This window comes from Sphingobium sp. SCG-1 (assembly GCF_002953135.1).
Lineage (GTDB): Bacteria > Pseudomonadota > Alphaproteobacteria > Sphingomonadales > Sphingomonadaceae > Sphingobium.
In genome coordinates, this window is record NZ_CP026372.1 from 146359 (window position 1) to 171515 (window position 25157).

25 protein-coding genes are annotated in these 25157 nt (G+C 61.9%); 5 read left to right on the forward strand and 20 right to left on the reverse strand.

Going from position 1 to position 25157, the window contains the following annotated elements:
• Positions 1-68: 68 nt before the first annotated feature.
• The 5 genes from ssb to C1T17_RS00635 form a co-directional block, all read right to left on the reverse strand.
• Positions 69-623, reverse strand: a complete 555-nt coding sequence (gene ssb, locus C1T17_RS00615) for a single-stranded DNA-binding protein (protein WP_104951744.1) — start codon at positions 621-623, stop codon at positions 69-71.
• A gap of 74 nt (positions 624-697) precedes the next feature.
• The gene (gene feoB, locus C1T17_RS00620) at positions 698-2560 is read right to left on the reverse strand and encodes a ferrous iron transporter B (RefSeq protein ID WP_104951745.1); all 1863 of its coding nucleotides are present in this window, start codon (positions 2558-2560) and stop codon (positions 698-700) included.
• Positions 2557-2814, reverse strand: a complete 258-nt coding sequence (locus tag C1T17_RS00625) for a ferrous iron transport protein A (protein WP_104954908.1) — start codon at positions 2812-2814, stop codon at positions 2557-2559. The genes feoB and C1T17_RS00625 overlap by 4 nt, the downstream gene beginning before the upstream one ends.
• An 82-nt stretch (positions 2815-2896) precedes the next feature.
• On the reverse strand, positions 2897-3559 hold the full coding sequence (locus C1T17_RS00630; RefSeq protein ID WP_104954909.1) for a COQ9 family protein: 663 nt from the start codon (positions 3557-3559) through the stop codon (positions 2897-2899).
• 10 nt (positions 3560-3569) lie between these two features.
• On the reverse strand, positions 3570-4463 hold the full coding sequence (locus C1T17_RS00635) for a DMT family transporter (RefSeq protein WP_104951746.1): 894 nt from the start codon (positions 4461-4463) through the stop codon (positions 3570-3572).
• A 69-nt stretch (positions 4464-4532) separates the two neighbouring features.
• Here C1T17_RS00635 and C1T17_RS00640 point away from each other — a divergent pair, with 69 nt between their 5' ends.
• The gene (locus tag C1T17_RS00640; protein WP_104951747.1) at positions 4533-5627 is read left to right on the forward strand and encodes an alkene reductase; all 1095 of its coding nucleotides are present in this window, start codon (positions 4533-4535) and stop codon (positions 5625-5627) included.
• 49 nt (positions 5628-5676) lie between these two features.
• On the opposite strand, the gene ribH is transcribed toward C1T17_RS00640, so the two are convergent.
• The 7 genes from ribH to gyrB all read right to left on the reverse strand — a co-directional run bounded on the left by ribH (position 5677) and on the right by gyrB (position 13114).
• Positions 5677-6096, reverse strand: a complete 420-nt coding sequence (gene ribH / locus C1T17_RS00645; RefSeq protein WP_104951748.1) for a 6,7-dimethyl-8-ribityllumazine synthase — start codon at positions 6094-6096, stop codon at positions 5677-5679.
• Positions 6097-6123: 27 nt separating this feature from the next.
• Entirely contained in the window at positions 6124-7407 is a 1284-nt protein-coding gene (gene ribB / locus C1T17_RS00650) for a 3,4-dihydroxy-2-butanone-4-phosphate synthase (protein ID WP_104951749.1), read from the reverse strand.
• A 78-nt stretch (positions 7408-7485) separates the two neighbouring features.
• Positions 7486-8094, reverse strand: coding sequence for a riboflavin synthase (locus C1T17_RS00655; RefSeq protein WP_104951750.1), 609 nt, complete (start codon positions 8092-8094; stop codon positions 7486-7488).
• A 9-nt stretch (positions 8095-8103) separates the two neighbouring features.
• Positions 8104-9090, reverse strand: a complete 987-nt coding sequence (gene ribD / locus C1T17_RS00660; RefSeq protein WP_262982714.1) for a bifunctional diaminohydroxyphosphoribosylaminopyrimidine deaminase/5-amino-6-(5-phosphoribosylamino)uracil reductase RibD — start codon at positions 9088-9090, stop codon at positions 8104-8106.
• Between the two features lie 8 nt (positions 9091-9098).
• Positions 9099-9587, reverse strand: a complete 489-nt coding sequence (locus tag C1T17_RS00665; protein WP_104954911.1) for a hypothetical protein — start codon at positions 9585-9587, stop codon at positions 9099-9101.
• Positions 9588-9803: 216 nt separating this feature from the next.
• Positions 9804-10481, reverse strand: coding sequence for an energy transducer TonB (locus tag C1T17_RS00670; protein ID WP_223262723.1), 678 nt, complete (start codon positions 10479-10481; stop codon positions 9804-9806).
• A gap of 143 nt (positions 10482-10624) precedes the next feature.
• On the reverse strand, positions 10625-13114 hold the full coding sequence (gene gyrB / locus C1T17_RS00675) for a DNA topoisomerase (ATP-hydrolyzing) subunit B (RefSeq protein ID WP_104951751.1): 2490 nt from the start codon (positions 13112-13114) through the stop codon (positions 10625-10627).
• Positions 13115-13195: 81 nt separating this feature from the next.
• Here gyrB and C1T17_RS00680 point away from each other — a divergent pair, with 81 nt between their 5' ends.
• Positions 13196-13714 (forward strand): hypothetical protein, encoded by a 519-nt coding sequence (locus tag C1T17_RS00680; RefSeq protein WP_104951752.1) that lies wholly within the window; start codon positions 13196-13198, stop codon positions 13712-13714.
• A 138-nt stretch (positions 13715-13852) separates the two neighbouring features.
• On the opposite strand, the gene C1T17_RS00685 is transcribed toward C1T17_RS00680, so the two are convergent.
• From C1T17_RS00685 to rpmI, 7 genes are all read right to left on the reverse strand, one after another.
• The gene (locus C1T17_RS00685; protein ID WP_104951753.1) at positions 13853-15430 is read right to left on the reverse strand and encodes a peptide chain release factor 3; all 1578 of its coding nucleotides are present in this window, start codon (positions 15428-15430) and stop codon (positions 13853-13855) included.
• A gap of 84 nt (positions 15431-15514) precedes the next feature.
• Positions 15515-16396: an aldose 1-epimerase family protein gene (locus tag C1T17_RS00690; protein ID WP_104951754.1), complete on the reverse strand. Its 882-nt coding sequence runs from the start codon at positions 16394-16396 to the stop codon at positions 15515-15517.
• On the reverse strand, positions 16389-18773 hold the full coding sequence (pheT, locus tag C1T17_RS00695; RefSeq protein ID WP_104951755.1) for a phenylalanine--tRNA ligase subunit beta: 2385 nt from the start codon (positions 18771-18773) through the stop codon (positions 16389-16391). The genes C1T17_RS00690 and pheT overlap by 8 nt, the downstream gene beginning before the upstream one ends.
• On the reverse strand, positions 18770-19852 hold the full coding sequence (pheS, locus tag C1T17_RS00700; RefSeq protein WP_104951756.1) for a phenylalanine--tRNA ligase subunit alpha: 1083 nt from the start codon (positions 19850-19852) through the stop codon (positions 18770-18772). The genes pheT and pheS overlap by 4 nt, the downstream gene beginning before the upstream one ends.
• A 68-nt stretch (positions 19853-19920) precedes the next feature.
• Entirely contained in the window at positions 19921-20544 is a 624-nt protein-coding gene (locus tag C1T17_RS00705) for a LysE family translocator (protein ID WP_104951757.1), read from the reverse strand.
• Between the two features lie 91 nt (positions 20545-20635).
• Positions 20636-21001 carry a 50S ribosomal protein L20 gene (gene rplT, locus C1T17_RS00710; protein WP_104951758.1) on the reverse strand — a complete coding sequence of 122 codons (366 nt, stop codon included), beginning with the start codon at positions 20999-21001 and terminating at the stop codon, positions 20636-20638.
• Between the two features lie 13 nt (positions 21002-21014).
• Positions 21015-21218, reverse strand: coding sequence for a 50S ribosomal protein L35 (rpmI, locus tag C1T17_RS00715; RefSeq protein WP_104951759.1), 204 nt, complete (start codon positions 21216-21218; stop codon positions 21015-21017).
• A gap of 190 nt (positions 21219-21408) precedes the next feature.
• On the opposite strand from rpmI, the gene C1T17_RS00720 reads away from it, so the two are divergent.
• Entirely contained in the window at positions 21409-23568 is a 2160-nt protein-coding gene (locus C1T17_RS00720) for an AsmA family protein (RefSeq protein WP_104951760.1), read from the forward strand.
• A 12-nt stretch (positions 23569-23580) separates the two neighbouring features.
• On the opposite strand, the gene hisN is transcribed toward C1T17_RS00720, so the two are convergent.
• Complete coding sequence (gene hisN, locus C1T17_RS00725) at positions 23581-24366, reverse strand: histidinol-phosphatase (RefSeq protein ID WP_104954913.1); 786 nt, start codon at positions 24364-24366, stop codon at positions 23581-23583.
• A 100-nt stretch (positions 24367-24466) separates the two neighbouring features.
• Between hisN and C1T17_RS00730 the strand changes: the two genes are divergently transcribed.
• Both C1T17_RS00730 and C1T17_RS00735 read left to right on the forward strand, forming a co-directional pair.
• Positions 24467-24859 (forward strand): VOC family protein, encoded by a 393-nt coding sequence (locus tag C1T17_RS00730; protein WP_104951761.1) that lies wholly within the window; start codon positions 24467-24469, stop codon positions 24857-24859.
• A 52-nt stretch (positions 24860-24911) separates the two neighbouring features.
• Positions 24912-25145 carry a hypothetical protein gene (locus tag C1T17_RS00735; protein WP_104951762.1) on the forward strand — a complete coding sequence of 78 codons (234 nt, stop codon included), beginning with the start codon at positions 24912-24914 and terminating at the stop codon, positions 25143-25145.
• Positions 25146-25157: the final 12 nt, after the last annotated feature.

Sequence of the window (25157 nt, forward strand, 5' to 3'; positions counted from 1 at the left end):
GGCTTTTCCCCGAAAATTTTCGCCTCCCTAAAGGAGATCAAGCACAAGACCAAGCGCGCGCGTCACCGTCAGAACGGCACTTCGTCGTCCAGATCGTTGCCGAAGCTGGGGCCACTCGACCCGCCGCGGCTGCCTCCGCCGCTGCTGCGCCCGCCGCCGCCGCCGAAATCATCGTCGTAGCCGCCACTCGCGCCGCCCCAATCATTGCCGCCCGAGCGCGCTCCGCCGCCATAGCCGCCACCGCCGCCACCCTGACCGCCGCCGGCACCGGGCGCGCCGTCGAGCATCGTCAGCACCGAACCCAGGCCCTGCAACACGACTTCTGTGGAGTAGCGGTCATTGCCCGACTGATCCTGCCACTTGCGGGTGCGAAGCTGGCCCTCGATATAGACCTTGCTGCCCTTGCGCAGGAAGCGTTCGGCGACGCCGACCAGACCTTCGGAAAAGATCGCGACGGTGTGCCATTCGGTACGCTCTTTCTTCTCGCCCGTGTTCCGGTCTTTCCAGTTCTCGGAAGTGGCGATGCGCAGGTTGCATACCTTGCCGCCGTTCTGGAACGATTTGACTTCCGGATCGGCACCCAGATTGCCGACCAGAATGACCTTGTTGACGCTGCCTGCCATGTTGATTCCCGAAATGCGGTGCAAAAGCCGTTCTTATAGGCAGCCCATCCGTTCCGACAAGATGACGGCGAAGTTTATCCCAGACCGAGCGCCGTCGCCGTCCAGAAGGTGATCCCTGCCGCGCAATAGGCCAGCGCGAACAGGTATCCGACCATGAATGCGGGCCAGCGCCAGCCGTTCGTCTCCCGCCGCGTCACGGCGATGGTGGAGATGCACTGCGGGGCAAAGACGAACCACGCAAGGAACGCCAGCGCAGTTGGCAACGACCATCGCCCTTTCAGCCGGTCGCCAAGCGAGCGCTCCAGCGCCGCCTCGTCGTCATTGGCCTCCAGTGAGTAGACGGTGGCAAGCGCAGACACCGCCACCTCGCGCGCCGCCATTGCCGGGATCAACGCCAGCGATATGTCGCGATTGAAACCAATCGGCGCCATTACGACGTTCAACCCACCCGCGATCCGCCCGGCGATGCTGTAGGAGACGGGGGAGACCGTGCTGCCCACCGGCGGCTTCGGGAAACTCAGCAACAGCCACAGGATAACGGTCGAGGCGAAGATGATCGTCCCTGCACGCTTCAGGAAGATCACCGCGCGCTGCCACAGGCCGATCAGTATGTCCTGTGGCCGGGGGAACTGATATTTGGGCATCTCCATCAGAAAGCCGCTGCTTTTCCCCTTTGTGACCGTGATCCGCAGGACCAGCGCGACCACGAACGCACCGATGATACCGGCGACGTAGAGCGAAAACAGGACCAAACCCTGCAAGCCGATCCCCGGCCCCACGGTTCGCGCGGGAATGAATGCGCCGATAATCACGGCATAAACGGGCAATCGCGCCGAGCAGGTCATCAGCGGTGCAATCAGGATGGTCGTCAGGCGGTCCTTGGGATCGCTGATCGTGCGCGTCGCCATGATGCCGGGCACCGCGCAGGCGAAGGAGGACAGTAACGGAATGAAGGCACGACCCGACAGACCGACACGCGCCATCAGCCCGTCCATCATGAACGCGGCGCGGGTCATATATCCCGTCGCTTCCAGCATCAGGATGAAGAAGAACAGGACGAGAATCTGCGGCAGGAACACGACGACCGATCCGACGCCGTTGATGACGCCATCGACCAGGAAGGAACGGAGCAGCCCATCGGGCAGCGCAGCGGTCACTGCATCCGACGTGGCCGCCGCCCAACCCTCAATCATCGCAATCGGCGCTTCGGACCAGGCGTAGACCGCCTGAAACATGACGAACAACAGTGCGAGCAGCAGGATCAGTCCGAAAAACGGGTGCAACGCCACACGATCCACTGCCGCCGTCAACCTGCGTGAGGGCGTCTCCGCGACGATAGCCGAACGGGCGATACGCCTGGCATCGGCGCGGCGGGCGTCAAAGCCGACATCCGGCCGCGCTGGCCGCAAGACTCGCGCGCCGCCATCAAGCAAGCCGTCCAGCGCGCCGCGCAGATGGTCGAGACCACGCTTGCGCACAGCGACAGTGGCGATCACCGGCACGCCAAGATCGCGGCTAAGTATATTGGCATCAAGTTCCAACCCGTCGCGCGTCGCCAGATCGACCATGTTCAGGGCGAGGATTGTCGGCAAACCCAGCGCGATCAGTTCCAGCGCAAATCGCAGATGGTTTTCAAGGTTCGCGGCATCCACCACGATCACCAGCGCGTCAGGCAGGCGCTCGCCTTCCTGACGCCCCAGGATCACGTCGCGCGTCACCTGTTCATCGGGGCTAGTGGGATCGAGGCTGTAGGTGCCGGGCAAATCGACCAGTTCGACCGGCCGCCCATCCGAGAGCGATATGCGCCCGGACTTTCGCTCCACCGTGACGCCCGGATAGTTGCCGAGCTTCTGCCGCGCACCCGTCAGCGCATTGAACAGCGCGCTTTTGCCGGCATTGGGATTGCCGACCAGCGCCACGAGCGGGATCGTAGTCATTGCTCCGGCGCGTCCGGCCCGCTGCGCACATCGATGGCTTCGGCATGGTTCCGGCGCATAGCGATGGTCATGCGCCCAACCTTGCACGCCAGCGGTCCGCGTCCGAGCAGGCCACCCCGATGCAGCGCCTCTATGCTCGCGCCTTCGCAGATGCCAAACTCCCGCAGGCGCTGGCCTTCCGCCGCCGACAGGACGGACCAGTCCACGCTTTCCACATAGCCGGGCTTACGAAGAGGATAGAGATGTAGACGCAACAAAATGGCCTTACAGGACAAGCGGGCTGCGACTGATTATCAATAACTCACGGCTTGCGCCAGTGGGTATTGAGAAGGCCTGCTAGATTGCCGGGTAGCGCAGGCGGCCTATGAAGCGCGACAGGCTGAGGCGCCGGTCGCCAGAAGGCAGAAGACTCGCCTTCGCTTTTTCGAAACGCATAATCCCATCGATGCGGCGACCAAGGAAAGCACGCGTTTCCGTGTAACCTTCACTGTCATCATCGATGAAGGTCAGCAACGTGGCGAGATAGACGCCGCCCAGAATGGTTCGTTTGCTGTAATGGTTGTAGTCTGTCGCGACATCGCCTGCCAACCGCCACATAACATCCGCCGCCCGCCAGCCAAGCTGGGCCGATCGGGGTAGGTTCTGCGGCATCGCCAATATCGCAAGCGCCCGCCGCAACGATTCGCGATCACGCGCAAGCAGATTGAGCCTCGCTTCGACCAGAGCCGTGATGCGCTGACGGATTTTCATGGTCGCCAGAGTCTCAAGCGGCAACGCTTCGGCCATCTTCATATCGATGACCGCAAACCAGGCGTCGATCATCGCCACGGCACCACCGGTAAATGCCAGTTCGGCTATCGCGGGGTTCACGCCCGCTTGCTCTGCCGCGTTTACCACAGCCGCCTTGCGCCATCCATCGAATGCTGCATTGCGCGCGACCAGCGGGGCTAAAGCGGCTCGCAGTTCGTCGAGCGTCGGATCTTCGGGCAAGTCGATCATGCCGGTCAATCTAGGCGCGCGCGGGAAGACGGACAAGCACCAACGCAATGGCGATGGCGATCGCGCCGATAATATCAGTCGTCGACAAGGTCTCGCCAAACACCATCCATCCGGCCGTCGCGGCGATCAGCGGCTGCACCAGCAAGGTCAAGCCCACCACCAGCGGCGGGAAAAAGGCTATCGCATAAACGATCAACCCCTGCCCCAGAACCTGGCTTACGAAAGCCAGCATGACGATTGGTGTCCAGTCCTGCGGCCAGATGTTTTCACCCAGCATCATCGCGAACAACAGGATAGGCGCCGCACCCGCGATCGTCGAAGCCGCCAGCAACGACCAGCTATCCACCGCCTGCCGCACCCGCTGCACCAATAGGATATAGCCCGTATACAGCACGCCAGCCAAAATGCAGAGCAAGTCGCCCGTTAGATAACGTGGCGACAGTTCGTAGCTGCCGCCCATCAGAAGCGCCGTTCCCGCAATCGCCAGGATGATCGCCACACCCTGCAACAAAGCGGGACGCTGGCGCAGGACGATGATCCCCCAGATCGGAAGCAACAGGCTGGTGACGTTGCCGAACAAGGTCGCGTTGGCGATCTTCGTTTGCACGATCCCCACGTGCCAGCTTGCCAGGTCCGCCGCGAAGAACAGGCCGCCTGTGACAATGAAGACCCAAAGACCGCGCCCGATACGGGTGATGCCCTCTCCTTTCCATTGCGCCAGCAGCACCAACACCGGAATGGCCAGCAACAGTCGCCAAAATCCCGCCGCTACTGGGCCGGTGTCGGAAAAACGCACCAGTAACGGTCCAAAGGCCAGAGCAATATTTCCCCCCACGAGTGCGAGGAAAGCAAAGCGCGGCGCAGGGGATGGCTGAAGGTCGGACGCATCTATTGAAACGGTCATGCTCCGTCCCTAGCTGACAGCCTGCCGAATGTCCCGTTGCACTTTGCAACCCGCCTGGAGAATGCGCGCATGTCGTCACCCACTCTGTTCGATCCCATCAAACTGGGCGCGATCAACGCCCCCAATCGGATCATCATGGCTCCTCTGACACGCGGTCGGGCCACGCGCGAACATGTGCCGAAGCCATTGATGATCGACTATTATGCGCAACGCGCCAGTGCGGGTCTCATTATCAGCGAGGCGACGGGGATCAGTCAGGAGGGGCATGGTTGGCCATTCGCACCGGGCATCTGGACCGACCAGATGGTCGAAGGCTGGAAACCCGTGACCGATGCCGTACACCGCAACGGCGGGCGCATCGTTCTTCAGCTCTGGCACATGGGGCGCATGGTTCATCCTGACTTCCTGGGCGGCGCGGCCCCCGTTTCAGCGAGTGCAACGATGGCACCGGACATGGCGCATACCTACGAAGGCAAGAAGCCCCATGTACACGCCCGACCGCTTGAGCTTTCCGAAATTCCCAGGCTTCTTGAGGATTACGCCCACGCCACGCGCAATGCGATTCGGGCAGGGTTTGATGGTGTCGAAATTCATGCGGCCAACGGCTATTTGATCGACCAGTTCCTGCGCGATAACAGCAATCTGCGCACAGACGAATATGGCGGCAGCGCCGAAAACCGCATCCGCCTGCTCCGCGAAGTGACGCAGGCCGTTGCAGGAGAAGCAGGCGCTAACCGCACGGGCGTCCGCCTTTCGCCGAACGGCGACACTCAGGGCGTGATCGACAGCGACCCTGCCAGCGTGTTCAGCCTCGCGGCGCAGGCGCTGGACGAGATCGGCATCGCATTTCTGGAATTACGCGAGCCTGGGCCGGATGGCAGCTTCGGCCGTACGGATCAGCCGCGGCAGTCGCCTCTCATCCGGCAGCACTTCAAGGGACCGCTCATCCTGAACAGCGACTATGACAAAGCGCGGGCCGAGGCGGATCTGGCGTCGGGCCGGGCAGATGCCATCAGCTTCGGGCGGCCGTTCATCGCCAATCCGGATTTGCCGGAACGCCTGTCTACTGGCGCTCCGTTGGCTCAGCCGCCGATGGCGACCTGGTACAGCCAAGGTCCGGAAGGCTATGTGGATTATCCCACGCTGACTGAGGCCGCTGCCTGATAGAGCGCCGGGTATCGGAGCATGTCAGTGCGACATGCTCCGCCGCGGCTCAGGCGAATCGCTCGCGTATCGCGAGCATGGCGATCGCCGCCTTGGCCGCCTCGCCGCCCTTGTTCTTTTCCGTCTTGCGCGCACGGGCAAGCGCCTGCGCCTCGTTTTCTACTGTGATGATGCCATTGCCAATGGCCAGGCCATCCATCGTCAGCGCCATCAATCCCCGCGCGCTTTCGTTCGACACCACTTCGAAATGATAGGTTTCGCCACGGATCACCACGCCGATGGCGATGAAGCCGTCGTAGCGTCCGCTCTCGGCGGCGAGCGCAATTGCGCCGGGTATTTCCAGCGCGCCCGGCACCGTCAACACCTCATGCTTGTGCCCGGCATCTTCCAGGGCAGTGGCCGCGCCGTCGATCAGCATATCGTTCAGATGTTCGTAGAAGCGCGCCTCGACGATGAGAAACTTTGCCATACTCAATGATCCTTCAACAATACGCGCTCAATCGATGGGCCGTTCACCGACCACCGACAGATCATAACCGTCCAGCGCAATCAGGCTGTGATGGCTGTTGGTGAGCAAGACCATGTCATGCACGCCAAGCTCGGCAAGGATTTGCGCGCCTACGCCGTAATCGCGCAGTTCGTCCATATCGCTGGCAGTCGCGGTCTGCGCCGCTTTCATCTGAAACATGCGGGAAAAGGCGTCTGGCGCGTTGCGGTTCAACACGACGACGATGCCTGCCCCTTCCGAGCCGATAATCTCCATGCAGCGGCCAAGCAAACCGGATCGCGGCCCTTCCTCGCCGAAGGCGTCGACGAAAGGCGAAAGCTGATGCATACGCACGAGCGTCGGCTGATCGGGGTCGATACGGCCCTTCTGAAGCACGACCTGTTCCGTCTCGGTCGCCTTGTTGAAGAAGGTCATGGCCTTCCATTCGCCGCCCCATTTGCTCGTGAAGGCGACTTCTGCGCGCTTCTCAACCAGATGATCGTTGCGGCGGCGATACGCGATGAGATCACGGATCGTGCCGATTTTCAGGCGATGCTTCTGCGCAAAGGGAATAAGGTCGTCGAGGCGCGCCATCGTGCCGTCGTCCTTCATGACTTCGCAAATCACGCCGGAAGGATTGAGGCCCGCGAGGCGCGACACGTCGACCGCCGCCTCGGTGTGCCCGGTACGCACCAGCACGCCGCCGGGACGCGCCACTAGCGGAAAAACATGCCCCGGCGTCACGATTTCGCTTGGTCCTTTGGACGCATCGATGGCGACGGCGATGGTCCGCGCCCGGTCCGCTGCGCTAATGCCCGTCGTCACGCCTTCGCGCGCCTCGATCGATACGGTGAATGCCGTTTCATGCCGCGTGCCATTATGGCGGCTCATCAGGTCCAGGCCCAGTTGATCGACGCGATCCTTGGTCAGCGCCAGACAGATCAATCCACGACCATGCGTCGCCATGAAGTTGATCGCATCGGGTGTCGCCATCTGCGCGGGAATGACGAGATCGCCTTCATTCTCCCGGTCCTCGTCATCGACAAGAATGAACATACGGCCGTTGCGCGCTTCGTTGATGATTTCCTCGGGTGTCGAAAGCGCTGTGCCACCTTCACGGCGAGCTAGATAGGATTCAAGCTTGCCCAGCGTATCGGCGGTGGGATTCCAATCCGCCTCGCCTAACCGCCGCAGGCTGTTGGCGTGAAGTCCTGCCGCGCGCGCCAGTCCAGATCGTGAAACGCCGCCATCCGTCACGAGATTACGGAGGGTCTCGATAAGCGCAGTGGTCATGGAACTTGCCTTTGCTAGGACATCAAGCGATGTCGCAGCGGAATAATCACATTACGATGTGATTGCAAGGGCAGCTTATCACATTGCGCGTACAGCCAGCATCCTGTCGAGATAACGCGCCAGGATATCGATCTCCAGATTAAACTCCCGGTCCACTGGCAAAACGTTCAATGTCGTAGCTTCTGCCGTATGCGGAATGATGTTGAGGCTGAAGTGAACGCTGCCATCGGGCTGGTCTTCCACGCTGTTCACCGTCAGCGATATGCCATCGACGGTGATTGATCCTTTCGCGGCAAGGCTGGCCGCCAACAACTTCGGCGCAGCAATCGACAGCCGCGTCGAGTCGCCCTCCGGCGTCGCTGACACCAACATGCCCACGCCATCGACATGCCCCGTCACGATGTGCCCGCCCAGTTCATCGCCAACCTTCAGCGCGCGTTCCAGATTGAGGCGCTGACCTTCGACCCATTGCCCTTTCGCAGTGCGCGATAGCGTTTCGGCGGAAACGTCCACAGCGAACCAGTCCGGCCCCTTCTCGACAACTGTCAGGCAAACACCCGAACAGGCTATCGACGCGCCGATCGCAACGCCGTCCATGTCATAGCTGCAACCGATGGTAAGACGCATGTCGCCACGATGCTCGATCGAGCGGATATGGCCGATGTCGGTGATGATGCCAGTAAACATTGCCTTCCCCTAAGCGCTGCGGACCCGCACGTAAACCTCCAGCCGATCGGGACCGAGCATCCGGCTGTCACGCAACTGCCAGCGGCCATGCGCCTTGTCCAACTGCTCAAGCCCGATGTCGCCGATCGATGCGCGCCCTTCCCCGATCAGGATCGGCGCGCGGTACAGGATCAGCCGATCGACCAGGTCGCTGCGCAGGAAGGCGGCAGCCGTGGCCGCGCCGCCTTCGACCATGACGTCATTCACATCTGGCAGAGTCGCAACATCCGCCGGATCGCTGATGGCGCGCCATCCCTTTGGCGGCACGCCATGGCCCAACATGACTCGCATGGGAGAACGCCCCTCCAGCCCGGGAAGGCGCACGTCCAGTCCGGGCGTATCGGCGCGCATAGTACCCGCGCCCACCAATATGGCGTCATGACGTGCACGCTCCATATGCGTATGCGCGCGCGCCGCCGGGCCGGTTATCCAGCGACTGGAGCCATCCGGCAGCGCAATGCGCCCATCCAGAGACATCGCCAGCTTCAACGTCACACAGGGCCGACCAGTCAGATGGCGCAGGAAGAACCCCGCCATGGCGTCACGCGCTTCATCGGCAAGAATCCCCGTTTCGACCTTTATCCCGCGCGACTCAAGCAATGCGATACTCTGTCCATCGGTGCGTGGATCGGGATCCCGCGCGGCAATGACGACGCGCGACACGCCGGCCCGGATTAGCAGGTCCACGCATCGTGGCCCTCTTGGCGACAGATGGAAGCATGGCTCCAGCGTCACATAGGCCGTTGCGCCATGCGCCTGATCCAACGCCTGCTGCAAAGCCTTGGCTTCGGCATGGGGCCGCCCGCCTGTCTGCGTCCAGCCGCGTCCCACGATGCGGCCGTCGCGCACGATCAGACATCCGACATTGGGATTGGGCGTCGATACGCCGCGCCCGCGCATGGACAAGGCTATCGCCGCCGCCATGAACCGGCGATCATCGGAACGGGAAGGCGTCAACGGTGCGGTCAGGGCTGCGCCGTCGTCTTCGATGCAGGGCTGGCGGTCGTACTCGCGGTCTTGCCCGACTTCTCTGTGGCTTCGGCCTTGACCAACCGCTCGTCCAGCATCTTGTTGATCGCAGTCAGCGCTTCCTGACGTTTCGCGCGGTTGCGCGCTTCCTCGTCGCGCCATTCGATGCCGACCATATCGGCGACTTTCTGCATTTCCTTCTGCTTCTTCTCCAGGATCATTTCGCCCTTAGCCAAATCCGCCTTCTGCTTGGCGATGATGACGGCGTCGGAGCGATTGGCGTCCCAACTCTGGAAATACATGATCTTGTTCTGGCGCGGCCCGGTGTTGGTCTTGCCATCCAGGATGAAGACCCAGACGATGACCCAGGTGATCGCCATCGCCAGCCCCAGCAGCGGCCATTTATGCGCGCGCGGCTGCGCGAAATAGGTCCAGAAGTCGCCGAGCGCGCTTTTGGGCGAAACAGGTTTCGGAAAGATCGACATGGCCTGCAATATAAGGGATCGGCGCCTGCGATGCAAAGCCCACAGGGGCGGCGATTCATCCTCCTCAAAAAAAAACGCCATTGTGACCTTCGTCACGCTTCGGCCACCGCAACGGCCTAAAAGGATATTGCGACCCGAGGGGCATCGTGACCCGGTGCCTCTTCCCTGACCCGGCGGCGTGAAAATGTCGCCGGGTCTTTTTATACATCCGGGTTCTTATGTGAGGGTGAAGTGGACGGTCATCACCTTCTCCGACTCGACGGGCGCACCGTCGCGCGTGGCGGCCCTGAACCGCCACTTGGCCAGCGCCTGCTTACGCGCCGCTTCCCAGAACGCGTCGCTGGTGGCGAACAGCTTTTCGATGGCGGTCACGCGCCCGTCGGCGCCAATGTTGACACGCACCGTCACTTTTCCCTCCTCCTGCGCACGCTGCATGGCAGGGGGATAATCCGGCTGAAAATCGCGCATGTAACGCGGGTCGATCGCAACGGCGGTAAGGACCGGCGTATGCGACTCAGCTATGCCGGGATCGAATGGCTCGACCTTATACCCGTCCATGGCATTGGGAATGGTCCCTCCTATAATGGTATCGGTCGTCGGCTTGAGATCGACGGCATGGTTTGGCACGAAGGGCCGCTCCGTCACCGCCCGCTGCAAGGGCTTCTTCACCGCAGGTTTATCGACAGGGTTCTCCGGCGGCGGAGGATCGATGGGAACATTGGTTCCGGTCATGATCGTCGGAACATATTCCTTTATGACTTCAGCCGGGATCAACAAGTAACCACCCACCAGCAAGGCATGAACCGCAATTGTGCCGACGATCCCGGCGCGCGAAGGCCCGGAACTGGCATAGCCGCTGGCGGTGTAAGGGGTCGGCCGGGAAAACAGCATCATCGCATCATCCTCCATCCTGATTGGAGCCGGACCGTATTCAGCCTCGGCAATGCGATGTTACAACATTTCATTTATGCCGCAAGCTATATCTATCGGCCCAAACCTGGCAAAAAGCTCTTTAACGCTCCGCCACGCTCCAAAGCTTATACGTCGAGATTGGCGACGTTCAGCGCGTTATCCTGAATGAACTCGCGACGCGGCTCAACGATGTCGCCCATCAGGCGCGTGAAGATCTCGTCCGCGACATCGGCCTGATCCACCTCGACACGCAGCAGGGAGCGGGCGTTGGGATCGAGCGTGGTTTCCCAAAGCTGCTCGGCGTTCATTTCGCCAAGACCTTTATAGCGCTGAATCGATAAACCTTTGCGACCAGCCGCGAGAATGGCGTTCAACAAATCGCTGGGCCGGGACACGACCGCCCCCTTGGCGGGAGCGGCTGACACATCTTCGCCTTCGCTCGCATCTTCCTGCGCCGAGGCAGCCTTGGCCGTGATGAGGCGGCTGGCGTTGAGATAGGCGCCTGCCTGTTCCGTTGCGAGAGCATGCAGCTTACGCGCTTCGGCGGAACCCAGGAACGCTGCCTCGATGATGTGGTGGTCGGTCACGCCGCGCCAGAAACGCTGGAAGTGATAGCCCCCTTCCTCGCTGACGATGCCGCTCCACTTTCCTTCGGTGTCGGCAAGATCGAGCCACCGGACCGCCTCTGTCAGCGCGGCCTGCCGCCGCGGCGTATCGATGTCCGGGTCGAGCGCGCCGGCCAGCGCCAGCGCCTCGATAATGCGCGGATCGTACCGGCGCGGCATGTAGCGCATCAACGTGCGCATCCGGCGGCTGTGATCGATTAGCGCTCGTAATTCATCGCCGAAAATTCGGCCTTCGTGCGTCTCCAGCGCCATTGTCTCGACGCCATTGTCCACCAGATACTGATCGAGCGCGGCCTCGTCTTTGAGATACACTTCGCTCCGCCCACGTGCGGCCTTGTAGAGCGGCGGCTGAGCGATGAAGAGGTGGCCGTTTTCGATGATCTGCGGCATCTGGCGGTAGAAGAAGGTCAGCAGCAATGTGCGGATATGCGCGCCATCGACGTCGGCGTCGGTCATGATGACGATCTTGTGGTAGCGAAGCTTTTCGATGTTGAAATCGTCGCGAATGCCCGTGCCCATCGCTTGAATGAGTGTGCCGACTTCCTTGGACGACAGCATCCTGTCGAGCCGGGCGCGCTCGACGTTCAGGATCTTGCCCTTGAGCGGCAGGATCGCCTGATAATGCCGGTCGCGCCCCTGCTTGGCGGACCCGCCTGCCGAGTCACCCTCGACCAGGAACAATTCAGACTTCGCTGGATCGCGCTCCTGACAGTCAGCGAGCTTGCCCGGAAGGCTGGCGATATCCATCACGCCCTTACGCCGAGTCAATTCGCGCGCCTTCTTCGCGGCTTCACGGGCGGCGGCGGCGTCGATCACCTTCTGGATGATCATTTTGGCGTTCTGCGGATTTTCCTCCAGCCATTCCGCCATCTTGTCCGCCATCAGGCTTTCGAGCGGCTGGCGCACTTCCGAGGAGACCAGCTTGTCTTTGGTCTGCGAAGAGAATTTGGGATCAGGCAGCTTCACCGACACGATGGCGGTAAGACCCTCGCGCATATCGTCACCGGTCAGCGACACCTTTTCCTTCTTCAACATGCCCGATTTGTCGGCATAGTTGTTGAGCGTGCGCGTCAGTGCCGCGCGGAACGCCGCCAAGTGGGTGCCGCCATCCCGCTGCGGGATGTTGTTTGTGAAGCACAGCACATTCTCATAATAGCTGTCGTTCCATTCCAGCGCGACATCGATGGTCACATCGTCCCGCGTGCCGGAAATCGCGATCGGCTCAGGCATCAGCGCAGACTTGTTGCGGTCGAGATACTTCACGAACGCCGCAATGCCGCCTTCATAATAGAGTTCGACAGTCTTGCTTTCCTCATGCCGCGCGTCGGTCAGGAACAGCCGCACGCCGGAATTGAGGAACGCCAGTTCGCGATAGCGATGCTCCAGCTTGTCGAAATCATATTCCGTCACGTTCTTGAACGTATCGGTGGAGAACATGAAGGTGACCTTCGTGCCTTTCTTGCCCTCTGGCGCGTCGCCCAGAACCTTCAACGGCGCTTCGGCATCGCCATTGCGGAAGCGCATCCAGTGCTCCTGCCCGTCGCGCCAGATATTGAGTTCCAGCCAGTCGGACAACGCGTTCACTACGGACACGCCCACGCCATGCAGGCCGCCGGAAACCTTGTACGCATTATCGTCAGACGTATTTTCGAACTTTCCGCCCGCATGAAGCTGCGTCATGATGACTTCGGCTGCGGAGACGCCTTCTTCGGTATGGATGCCGGTCGGGATGCCGCGACCATTGTCCATGACGCTGACGGAGCCATCGGGGTTCAGCGTGATGTCGATCCGGTCGCAATGGCCGGCGAGCGCCTCGTCGATGGCGTTGTCGGATACTTCGAATACCATGTGGTGCAGGCCGGAGCCATCATCGGTATCGCCGATGTACATGCCGGGACGCTTGCGGACGGCGTCCAGCCCCTTCAATACCTTGATGCTGTCGGCGCCATAGGCATTGGCGTTGGGAGTAGCTTGGCTGTCTTCGTTCATGGTCGATCATATAGGGTGGGCGCGGCCAAAACTAAAGGAAAAACAGGTGTCGTTGCGGCCCCGATGCTTTAGAGTCGGTCCATGAAACATGTGCTCCTGCCAATCGTCGCGGTAATGATCCTGACTGCCTGTTCGGACAGCCGAACGGTGGCCGATGAGCTACCCAACAGCTCCATCGCCGGGGCACCGCGTGAGGCCATGTCGGAGACACAGATCGAATCGAGTTTGGCGCGTCCGGTGACGATAGGGGAGGACGGCCCGCGCCTTGATGCCTGTGGCGCGCTTGGCGTCGTGCGCGGTATTGCCGGAGGGCGAACGCTGGCGCTGCAGGCCGCTCCGTTTCAAAATGCGGCGGCCAGCGCGCAACTTGCCAACGGTAGCCGTGTTCATGTGTGCACGCGCAGTCTGGATCAGCGCTGGTTGGGCGTGGTGGTGCCGCCGTCTGCCCCCGCGCCTGTCGAAGGCAGTAGCAGAAACGCCGCCGCACCGGAGCCAGTGGATTGCGGTGTAACCTCGCCGGTCGATCACAAGCAGCCCTATGATGGACCGTGCCAGAGCGGCTGGGTGTCGAGCGGATTCGTTCAGCTTATTGCTAGGTAAAGATAAATAACAACCCGTTCGCCCTGAGCCCGTCGAAGGGTTCTCCTGAACGAAGTGAAGGTGCTTCGTGCCCTCAGCAGAAGGCTTCGACTGCGCTCTCCTGAGCCTGTCGAAGGCCGAACGGGTCTCCCTATGTCCCTACCGCTCCCGTGTGGCGCTGAACGTCACCTCGGGATGCCGCTCCTGCTGATACCCCACGTCCCACGCGCTCTTGGCCATGAACACGTTATTGCCGTCGCGATCGGTGGCGAGATTGGAGCGATTAAACTCCACAAACCCTTTCACTGCCGTATCACTTCCTGAGATCCAGCGAGCGGTGTCGAATGGCGAAGGCTCCAATACTGCCTCCACTTTATACTCCGCTTCCAACCGCGAAATCAGCACTTCCAACTGCAACTGCCCGACGACCCCGACGATCCACTGGCTACCGAACTCCGGGTAGAACACCTGAATCACGCCCTCTTCCGACAAATCGTCCAGGGCCTTGCGAAGCTGTTTGGTTTTGGTCGGGTCTTTGAGCGCTACGCGCCGCAATATTTCCGGGGCAAAGTTGGGCAGCCCGGTGAAGCGCACGTCAGCCCGTTCGCTAAGCGTATCACCGACGCGCAAGGTGCCGTGATTCGGGATGCCGATGATATCGCCGGGATAGGCTTCATCCGCCAGTTCCCGATCCTGCGCGAAGAACAGGATCGGCGAATGCACCGCCATTGGCTTGCCGCTGCCCGAAGGGGTCAGCTTCATGCCGCGCCGGAACTTGCCCGAACACAGCCGCATGAAGGCGATGCGGTCGCGATGTTGCGGGTCCATGTTCGCCTGCACCTTGAAGATGAAACCCGTTACATCAGCGCGTTCGGGTTCGACCGGCGCGGGTTCTGCCGGTTGCGGGCGCGGCGGCGGGGCGTGGGCGGCTAGTGCATCGATCAACTCGGTGACGCCGAATTTCTTCAGCGCCGACCCGAAATAGACGGGCGTTAGATCTCCATGCCGATACGCACCAAGATCGAAGGCGCTGTAGCCGCCCTGCGCCAGTTCCGCTTCCTCGCGCAATCGCGCCAGCGCGCGCGGCGACAGGAAGTCGGCCAGCTTCGGATCATCCAGTCCCGTGAACTGATGCCGGTCGCCCTCGAACTCCTTGCTCGGCCCGGTCGGCTGCGTCAGGCGATTGGTGGCGAAATCATAGACGCCTTCGAACTCGCCGCCCATGCCGACCGGCCAGCTCATCGGCACGACATCCAGCGCCAGCGCGTCCGCCACTTCGTCGATGATCTCGAACGTATCGCGGCCTTCGCGATCGACCTTGTTGACGAAAGTGATGATCGGCACGTTGCGCATTCGGCATACTTCGAACAGCTTGCGCGTCTGCGGCTCGATGCCCTTGGCCGCGTCGATCACCATCACGGCGGAGTCGACGGCGGTCAGCGTGCGATAGGTGTCCTCCGAGAAATCCTCATGCCCCGGCGTGTCGAGCAGGTTGAAGGTAATCGTCTCGCCATCCCGTGTCCGCTCGAACGTCATCACCGAGGAGGTGACGGAAATGCCGCGCTGCTGCTCTATCTTCATCCAGTCCGATCGCGCGCGCCGGTTTGCCCCGCGCGCCTTCACTTCGCCCGCCAAATGGATGGCGCCGCCTTCCAGCAGCAGCTTCTCGGTCAGCGTGGTTTTGCCCGCGTCGGGGTGGGAAATGATCGCGAAAGTGCGGCGTGATGGGATCGTCATGGTTCTTCTCTTCGTTATCCCTGCGAAGGCAGGGATCCCGCTTTGTGGGCGGCGTAAAATTCAGGCGAGCAAAGGAAGGCCGCGCTAATTCTCGACGAGCGTCACATCCATCCGAAACGAACGCACGGCACCCGGAGCAAGCCGCATCACGCCCGGCTTCTCCCAGACGTCACCTGTAAAACCAACCGGATCCGCCATTCCCGCCCAGGGTTCGACACACAGATAATGTGCGCCCGGCTTCTGCCAAAGGCCCAGCCATGGCGTATCGGGAAAATCGATCTTCAGATGCGGCGTATCCGGAGCACCCCAGGTCAAGCTGCGGCTCTCCAGTTGGTCCCAGATTAGCGCGTCGCCTTCGAACATCGCATAGGTGGGTGCCAGAACCTTGCCAACGACGGGCGAAGGCACGCTGTCGACCGCGATAAGCGCAGGCTCATCTCCCACTTTGCGGACCGGCGCAGGCTCCGGTTTTTCGAACACGATCCGATGATCCTCTACCGCCGCGCCATAGGGGAGCGGCCAGGCGAAGGCAGGGTGATAGCCGAAGCTGAACGGCATGTCGGCGTCACCGCGATTGCTGACGGTAGCGGTCATGGCGAGCGTCGTGCCGGTCAGCGCAAAGGCCATGTCCAACCGAAAATCGAAGGGATAGTTATCCTGTGTCGCGGCGTCCGCTTCCAGCCGGAACAGCGCGGACACGGCATTGCTCTCCACAAGAGTGAAATCCCGCTTCCGCGCAAAGCCATGCTGCGGCAGCGTGTATTCCGCACCGTTCACACGATAGCGATCCTCCCGCAACCGGCCCACGAAGGGGAACAGCAAGGGCGCGTGGCCTGTCCAGAATGCCGGGTCAGCATCGGTCATCAACTCGCGTCCTACGCCGTCCTTGAGCGACAGCAGTTCAGCGCCAAACGGGTCGATTGTCGCGGACAGTTCGCCTGACGAGAGGGCAACTGCCTCAGCCACGCAGAACGCCGCCCAACTTCTCCGCCGCCTTCACGACAGCCGCACTGATCGCGTTAAGATCTTCCTCGGTGAAGCTCTTCTCGCCCGGTTGCAGCGTCACTTCGATAGCGAGCGACTTGGAGCCTTCGTCCAAACCCGGACCGACGAACACATCGAACAGACGCGCGTCGACGATGCTCTTCTTGTCCGCGCCCTTCACCGCGCGCACCAGCGCATCGGCTTCCAGCGCCTCTGGCACCACGAACGCGAAATCGCGCTTCACGGCCTGCAAAGCGGGTGGCGTGAAGGGAGCGCGCATGAAGCCGCTCTTGCGCTTGACCGGGATTGCATCGAGGAAAATTTCCGCCACCACGATGCTGCCCGAAACGCCGAATTGTTTTGCAAGGCTGGGGTGCAGCACGCCATATTCCGCCAGCACGGTCTTCGGTCCCAACCGCAAAGGGCCTGATTGTCCGGGATGATAGGCAGCGCTCGCCTCCCCGAAATTCTGGAGATTGGCGACGGGCCCGCCTGCCGCCGCGAGCAGCGCCAGCACCTCGGCCTTCGCATCATGGGCGCTGAACCCCTGCGCCTTGCCGCCCTGCCAGTTTCGCGGCGTCTTCTCGCCCGCCAGCACAAAGCCTACCGTCGCTCGCTCGATGCTGGCACCGTCGACGCCCGAAAAGTAGCGCCGCCCAACTTCGAACAACCGCACCGATGCCGCCCCACGATCCATATTGCGCCGCGTGGCAGACAGCAGGCCGGGCAGCAGCGAGGGCCGCATGACCTTCAAATCCTCGGAAATCGGATTTGCCAACGTCCAGTCGCCACCGCCAACGGCAGCGGCTTCTTTTTCAGACAGGAATGACCAATTGATTGCTTCGGACAATCCGCGCGCTGCCGCCGTGCGCCGCACGCGCCGCTCGATCATCTGCTCGGGCGTTGCGGTTGGCTTGGCGACACCGGGGGTGCGGGGCAGGGGCGTCGATGGCACCTTGTCGAGGCCATGGATGCGCACGACTTCCTCGACAATATCCGCCGCGCCGTCGATGTCGCGCCGCCACGATGGCACGGCGATGCTCCAAGGATGCCCGCGCGTCACACCGAAGCCGAGGCTTTCCAGAATCCGCGCCTGTTCGTCTTCCTCCACATCGACACCCGCCAAAGCAAGCGCATGCGTGGGCGAGTAGCTGACCGCACGCGAGGCAACCGGCGGCTCCCCGGCGCGCGTCGCTTCGCTAGGTGTGCCACCGCACAGGTCCAGCACCATCTGCGTCGCGATCGACAGGCCATCGTCCAGAAACGCCGGATCGACGCCGCGCTCGAACCGCGTACGCGCATCGCTGGTCAGCCCCAGTTTCTGGCCCGTGACAGCAATGGCTTCGGGCGTGAAATAGGCGCATTCGATCAGAACCTCGGTCGTGCGATCCTGTGCGCCCGAATGTTCGCCGCCCATGATGCCGCCGATGTCATGCACCATCGCATCGTCCGCAATCACGGTCATCCGGGCGTCGAGCGTATAGGTCTTGCCGTTCAGCGCCAGCACCTGCTCGCCGTCCTTCGCCTTGCGCGCGACCAGCGGGCCTTTCAGCGCCGCCATGTCATAAACGTGCAGCGGACGGCCGAGATCAACCGAGACGTAATTGGTGATATCGACCAATGCCGAGATCGGCTTCTGCCCAATTGCCTTCAATCGCTTTTGCAGCCATTCCGGCGCGGGGCCGTTCGCCACACCCTTCACCGATCGCGCGAAGAAGGCGGGGCAGCCCGCCGGATCGAGCGTCAGCACGTCCGGACCCTTGCCTGCGCCTTCGATTACCGGGATGCCGAGCGGTTTCAGCGTGCCGATCCCCGCCGCCGCCAGATCGCGCGCGATGCCGCGCACGCCCATGCAGTCCTGCCGATTGGGCGTGATGGACACGTCGATGACCGGATCGTCCAGCTTCGCCCATTGCGCGTAGACCTGGCCGACCGGGGCGTCTGCGGCCAGTTCGATGATCCCGTCATGATCCTCACCCAGCTCCAGTTCGCGGAAGCTGCACATCATGCCGTTCGATTCGACGCCGCGGATGGCAGCGACTTTCAGCACCATGCCATTGGACGGCACCGTAGCACCGGGCGATCCGAACACGCCGACCAGACCCGCACGCGCATTGGGCGCGCCGCACACGACCTGCAGCGGTCCGTCACCGGCATCGACGGAGAGCACCTGCAGCTTGTCGGCTTGCGGATGCGGCGCGGCGCTCAGCACCTTGGCAATGCGAAACGCGGATAGCTTGTCGGCGGGGTTTTCCACGCCTTCGACTTCCAGCCCGACATTGGTCAGTGTTTCCAGGATCGTTGTCAGGTCGGCATCGGTTTCCAGATGCGCCTTGAGCCAGCTTAGCGTGAACTTCATGCGCCTACGCCTCCGCTCAATGTGGGTACATCCAGCGCCGAGAATCCGTAATGTTTGAGCCAGCGCAAATCGCCGTCGAAGAAGGCGCGCAAGTCCGTCATTCCATATTTCAGCATGGCGAGCCGATCGACGCCGGTGCCGAAGGCGAAGCCCTGCCACTCGTCCGGGTCCAGCCCGCATGCTTCGATAACCTTACGGTGAACCATACCGCTGCCCAGCACTTCGAGCCATCCGTCGCTGCCGCCGATGACGCGCTGCCTATTGACCATCGTATAGCCGACATCGACTTCTACCGAAGGCTCGGTGAAGGGGAAGTAGCTGGGGCGAAGACGCAGCACGATATCGTCGCGTTCGAAAAAGGCTTTGAGGAAGGTTTCGAGCGTCCACTTCAAATGGCCGAGCGTGATGCCGCGATCGATCACCAGCCCTTCGATCTGGTGGAACATCGGCGTGTGCGTTGCGTCGCTGTCCGACCTGTAGACGCGACCCGGCGCGATGATCCGGATCGGCGGCTTGTTGGCCAGCATCGTGCGGATCTGCACAGGCGAGGTGTGGGTGCGCAGCAGCATGCGCTTTTCACCGTCACCTTCACCATCCGGGAAATAGAAGGTGTCGTGCATCGCGCGCGCCGGATGCGTCTCAGGGATATTGAGCGCGGTAAAGTTGTGCCAGTCGTCCTCGATCTCCGGCCCGGTTGCGACCGAGAAGCCGAGGTCGGCGAAGATTTCCGCCAGTTCGTCCATCACCTGACTGACCGGATGCACACTGCCGACGGGGCCGCTATCGGCGGGCAGCGTCATGTCGAGGCGCTCCGAAGCTAGGCGCGCGTCGAGCACGGCCTGCTCCAGCGTGGCCTTGCGTTCCGCAATCGCAGCGGTGACGGACTCGCGCAGATCCTGGATCGCGGGGCCTTTCTCCAGCCGCTCGTCGGGCGACATGCCGCCCAGCGTTTTGAGCAGCCCTGTGATGACACCCTGCTTGCCGAGCGCGCCGACGCGCAATTCCTCCACCGCCGTCAGCGTATCCGCCGCCGCGATGTCGGCCAGCAGGCCGGATTTCAGTGCTGTTGTTTCGCTCATGGTTCGGTTCGGCCCAATTGGCAGGAGATGGTGTGGGCCTTAGCGGTGGGCGGCCCTCAAGAAAAGGGTCAGACCCTATGTCCCAGCAATGCCGCGCCGAAGCCGACAAAAATCGTGCCGATGGTCCGGTTGAAAAGCCGCTGGCGATTGGCTGGCTCAAGCCACCGCGCCAATGATCGGCCGCCGAGCGCATAGGTGGTGTACCAGAAGCATTCGATAACGGCGAAGGTCACGACCATGATGCCCATCTGCGGCGCGAACGGCGCGTGTTCGTCGACGAACTGCGGAAACAGTGCGGCGGCGAAGATGATAAGCTTGGGATTGGACAAGCCGATCAGCAGCCCGCCGCGATAGAGCGAACCCGCCGATTTGACGGCCCGCACGGCGCCTGCCTCCGCCGCGTCGGCGATCGGCGAGCGCCACGCCTTGATGCCCAGCCAGATCAGATAGGCAACGCCGCCATAACGCAGCACGTCGAACAGCCGTGGTTCGGCTTTCAATAGCGCGCCAAGGCCGAACGCGGACGCGAACAGGCACAGCACCACAGCCGAAAGGCAGCCCGCCATCGCGAACGCGGAACGCCGCGCACCCACCTGAATGCTCCGCATCATGATGTGGAGCATGTTGGGGCCGGGGGTCCCGGCGACGACGAACACGGTCAGCGCGTAAAGCCACCAGCTACTGATCTGCATGCCGATATTCCTTGTTCACGGCGTTAGGTAAAAGAAAAAGGCGCCGGAAGCTTTCGCCCCGGCGCCCTTTCGGTCTGCTGTCGCTGACCGCTTATGCAGCCGCGGGCAGAGCCGCTTTCGCCTGGGCGATGATGGCGCTAAACGCCGCGCCTTCGTGCATCGCGATGTCGGCCAGAACCTTCCGGTCCAGATCGACGCCTGCAAGCTTCAGTCCGTGCATGAACTGGCCGTAGGTGAGGCCTTCCATGCGGACTGCTGCGTTGATGCGCTGGATCCACAGGGCGCGGAAGCTGCGCTTCTTTACCTTGCGATCGCGATAGGCGTACTGGCCTGCCTTTTCGACAGCCTGACGGGCGATACGGATCGTATTTTTGCGACGGCCATAATAGCCCTTCGCCTGTTCCAGAATCCGCTTGTGCTTTGCGCGGGTGGTTACACCCCGTTTTACGCGTGCCATTGTCCTCTACTCCTTACTTCAGGCCGTAGGGTGCCCAGAGGCGGACGTGCGCGACGTCGGCCTCGGACAGCACGGAAGTGCCACGGTTCTGGCGGATATACTTCGCGTTATGCGAAATCAAACGGTGGCGCTTGCCGGCTACGCCGTGCTTCACCTTGCCGGTGGCGGTGAACTTGAAGCGTTTCTTCACACCGCTCTTCGTCTTGAGCTTGGGCATTTTCGTCTCCTTATCTAGCAGCGAGTAGCTGTTTTGACGATTACGGACTGACGCGGCAGCCCTACTGGCCGGCCCGTCCTATCGATTTCCCAAGACTCGCAAGAGCCGCAGGAACGCGGGCCTATATGCGTGAACGTCGGTAAAGGCAAGGCGGACGGAGCGATTCGATAGCCGATGCGTTAGAGCGCGCATGGCTGACCCTGTAATCTCCTCCCCACCGGCGACGCCTCCACAGAGAAGCGGGATGCGCCCGCACCTCCACGCTGCGCAGGAACGCTGGCGTCGATTGCCCCTGGCCGCGCGCATCATCCTGTGGATTGTGTTCGCGATCTTCCTGATCTGGTTGATCCTGTTCGTCACCAAGGGACGATTTCTCAAAAGTCCGTTTCAGCGGATCGTCTCCTCCTCGCTTCAGCGCGATGTGCGGGTGAACGGAGATTTTCAACTGTATTTCGCGCCGATCCGCATCAAGTTCCTTGCCGACGGTTTCAGCATCTCCAACCCGAAATGGGCGAGCCAACCCTATCTGTTCCGCGCGGACCGAATCGATGCGCGCATATCGCCGTTCAGCCTGATCTTCGGCGACAAGCGGCGAATCACCCAGTTGCTGTTGCAAAAGGGTGCCGCTGATCTGGAGTGGAGCAGGGATGGCAAGACCAATACCTGGACGATGGGTGACCCGAACAAGAAGGGCGAGCCGCTGGAGATGCCTGTCGTGCAACGTGCGCTGATCGCGGGCACGACGCTGCGCTATCGCGATCCGCGCCTGTTCCTGTCCGCCGATCTCGCGTTCGATACTGTGCGCGCGCAAAATACGCAGTTCGCGCATGATATCCGGTTCCGCGGCAACGGCACGATGCGGGACATACCCTTTACGGTGCGAGGCGGATTGCTGGCGCCGAACGAGACGATCACAGGCGGCCGCAATCAGTTGGTGGCGGAGGCAGTTTCAGGGGGGACGCGTGTCAACGTGGCTGGCACCTTGCCGGGAGCCACAGTGCTCGAAGGATCGGACCTCAAAGTGGTGGCGACGGGGCCGAACATGTCGCTGCTATTCGATTTTCTCGGCGCGGCGTTGCCGGATACGCGGCGCTATCGTTTCACATCGGACCTGACCAAGGCAGGGGAGGAATGGCGGTTCACACGTCTGAAGGGTCGATTTGGCGACAGTGACCTTGCAGGCAAGATGACGGTATCCCAACTTGGCGGCCGCCTGCTTATCAAGGCGGACCTCGCCACAGACACGCTCGACATGATCGATGTGGGTCCGTTCATCGGCTATGATCCGGTGCAGCTTGATGCGAAAGGATCAGCTGCGGTGGTCAAGACCGTCGCAGGGCGGCCACGCTTGCTGCCCGATGCGCCGTTGCGGATCGAAGCGATCCGGCGGTTCGATGCGATCGTGAATTATAAAGTGCGTACTGTCCGGGGCCGCAACATCCCGCTCAGCAATATCGGCGTTGCCCTGAAATTGGACAAGAGCCTGATGACGCTCTCACCGCTGACGTTCGATATGGCGGGCGGCTTTGTGTCTTCGGACATCAGCATCAATGCACGCGGCGCTCCGGTCAAAACGACCTACGACATACGTCTGTCGCCAACGCCCATGGGCAAGCTGCTTGGGAGTTGGGGTGTCGAGGAAGCAGGGACGAGTGGAACGATCAAGGCGCGCGTGCTTCTGACGGGGCTGGGCGATTCGGTCCATGAATCGCTTGCCAGTTCAAACGGGCGCATTGCCATCATCCTGCCTGCCGGGTCGATGTGGGCGCGCAACGTGCAATTGTCCGAAATTGATATCGGCACCTTCGCGCAAAAGATGTTCGAGGATAAACTGAAAGAGCCGGTACAGATCAACTGCGGGCTACTGGCGTTTTCCGTGCGCGGCGGCGTGGCGGCGGCAGATCCGATCCTGATCGACACGCGCAAGAACGTGATGGTCGGGCGTGGTGGCTTCAGCTTCCGTAATGAGAGCCTGGACCTTGCCTTCCGGGCAGACAGCAAGAAGTTCAGCCTGTTCGCCGGGCAATCACCGGTGGGGATCGGGGGCTATTTCGCAAAGCCCTCCATCGCGGCGATCAGCCCCGAACTTCTCGGTCGCGCCGGGGCTGGTCTAGGCTTATCGCTGGTCGGTACGCCGCTGGCGGGGCTGCTGGCGTTCGTCGATGTGGGCGACGCAAAGGGTGCTGCATGTGGTCCCGTGCTGGCCGGCGCGCAAGCTACGGCCCAGCGAACGACCAAGGGCGAGCCACGCGATGATGTTGGGCAGGGCACCACGGCGAAGTCGGAGAGCGGAAAGACGGATCGCAACGAGCGCAAAAGTCAGCGCAAGAAGTTCCTTGGCATCTTCTGAGCCGTGCTGCCGTCAGTGCGCATGATGTCCATGCGCCAGCGCCTCCAGCACGTCGTCGACTCGCGCGGCGTCTCCCACCGCAATGACACGGCCATCGCCTTTGGAGTCGATCGGTTCGCCTGCCCAGTCACACATGCGCCCACCTGCCCCTTCCACGACAGGCACCAGAGCAGCAATGTCGTGCAGCTTCAGCCCGGCTTCCACGACTATGTCGACATGTCCCGATGCAAGCAGGCCGTAATTGTAGCAATCGCCTCCCCAGACAGTGTCGCGGCACTGCCCCGCTAGAACGGAGAAGTGTTCGCCTGAGCAGCCAGGGAAATATTGCGGACCGGTCGTGGCGAGAATGGCTTCGTCCAGCCCGCGACACCGGCGGGTGGTGACAGGTTTGCCGTTGAAGGTCGTTGGCTGACCGATCATCCCGACCCAGCGTTCGCGGGCTATGGGCTGATCGATGATGCCGATGGTCGGCCAGCCCGCTTGCGTCAGCGCGATCAGCGTTCCGAAGATCGGGCGCCCGGCGATGAAGCTTTTCGTCCCGTCGATCGGGTCCAATATCCAAATCCGCTCAGCATCTTCGCGCGTTGTGCCATATTCCTCGCCGATGATGCCGTCACTCGGGCGTTCCTTCTCCAGGATCGAGCGTATCGCCGCCTCTGCAGCGCGGTCGGCTTCCGTGACCGGGGACTTATCGGCCTTGAATTCCGTGTCGTAGCGCGCGCGGAAGAAGGGGCGGATCGCATCGCCTGCGGCATCGGCAAGGCGCTGGGCAAGCAGGAGATCGTCGCGTGTCGTCATGCGCGTTCCTTCGCCTGCCACGCGGCTGTTGGCAAGAGGATGGGTTGATCGTGAGGGCTGACCGGCTAAACCGGAGGCATCGGCCTGCGCGGAGAATGTCATGACGACCCCACCCGGTTTTGCGACGGTAACGCCTTACATCTTCGTCAATGATGCGCCGGCGTTCCTGACGTTTCTTGTCGAAGGTCTCGGCGGCGTGGAAATAGGCAGGACGATCGGTGAAGGGGGGCGCATTGCCAATGCACAGGTGCGCCTGGGCAATTGCACGGTCATGGCCAGCGAAGCCGCGGCGCAATGGCCTGCCATGCCCGCGAGCTACTATTTCTACGTCGATGATGCCGATATGGCCCTGAAGAAAGCCCTGAACGCAGGTGGCACGCTCATCATGCCGGTGGGAGACATGCCCTATGGTGACCGGCAGGGCGGCGTGCGGGATGCGTTTGGGAATATCTGGTGGATTTCACAGAGGCAGGAAGAGGGCGGCTATTATTAGCCGTTAAGGCTGCGGCCCATGCTGCCGTTCTTAACGGCGAAGGGGAAGCGGCGTGGCGTTCATCGGGTGGATCATCAGCGTGTGCGCGATGTTGAGTGGTCTTGCCATGAAGCAGGACTTGCCGATTCCTTATGCCGATCAGATTGCCAATGGATTGCTGTTCGCGGCGTTTCTGGCGTGCCCAGGCTTCTGGAAGGACGCGCCGTTCGGCATCGGGCGAAAGCCGCGCGTGATGGCGTGCATCGCCATGATTTTTGCGCTGCCGCTGGTCCTGATGCGGCCCTGAGGTCAGCCGCGC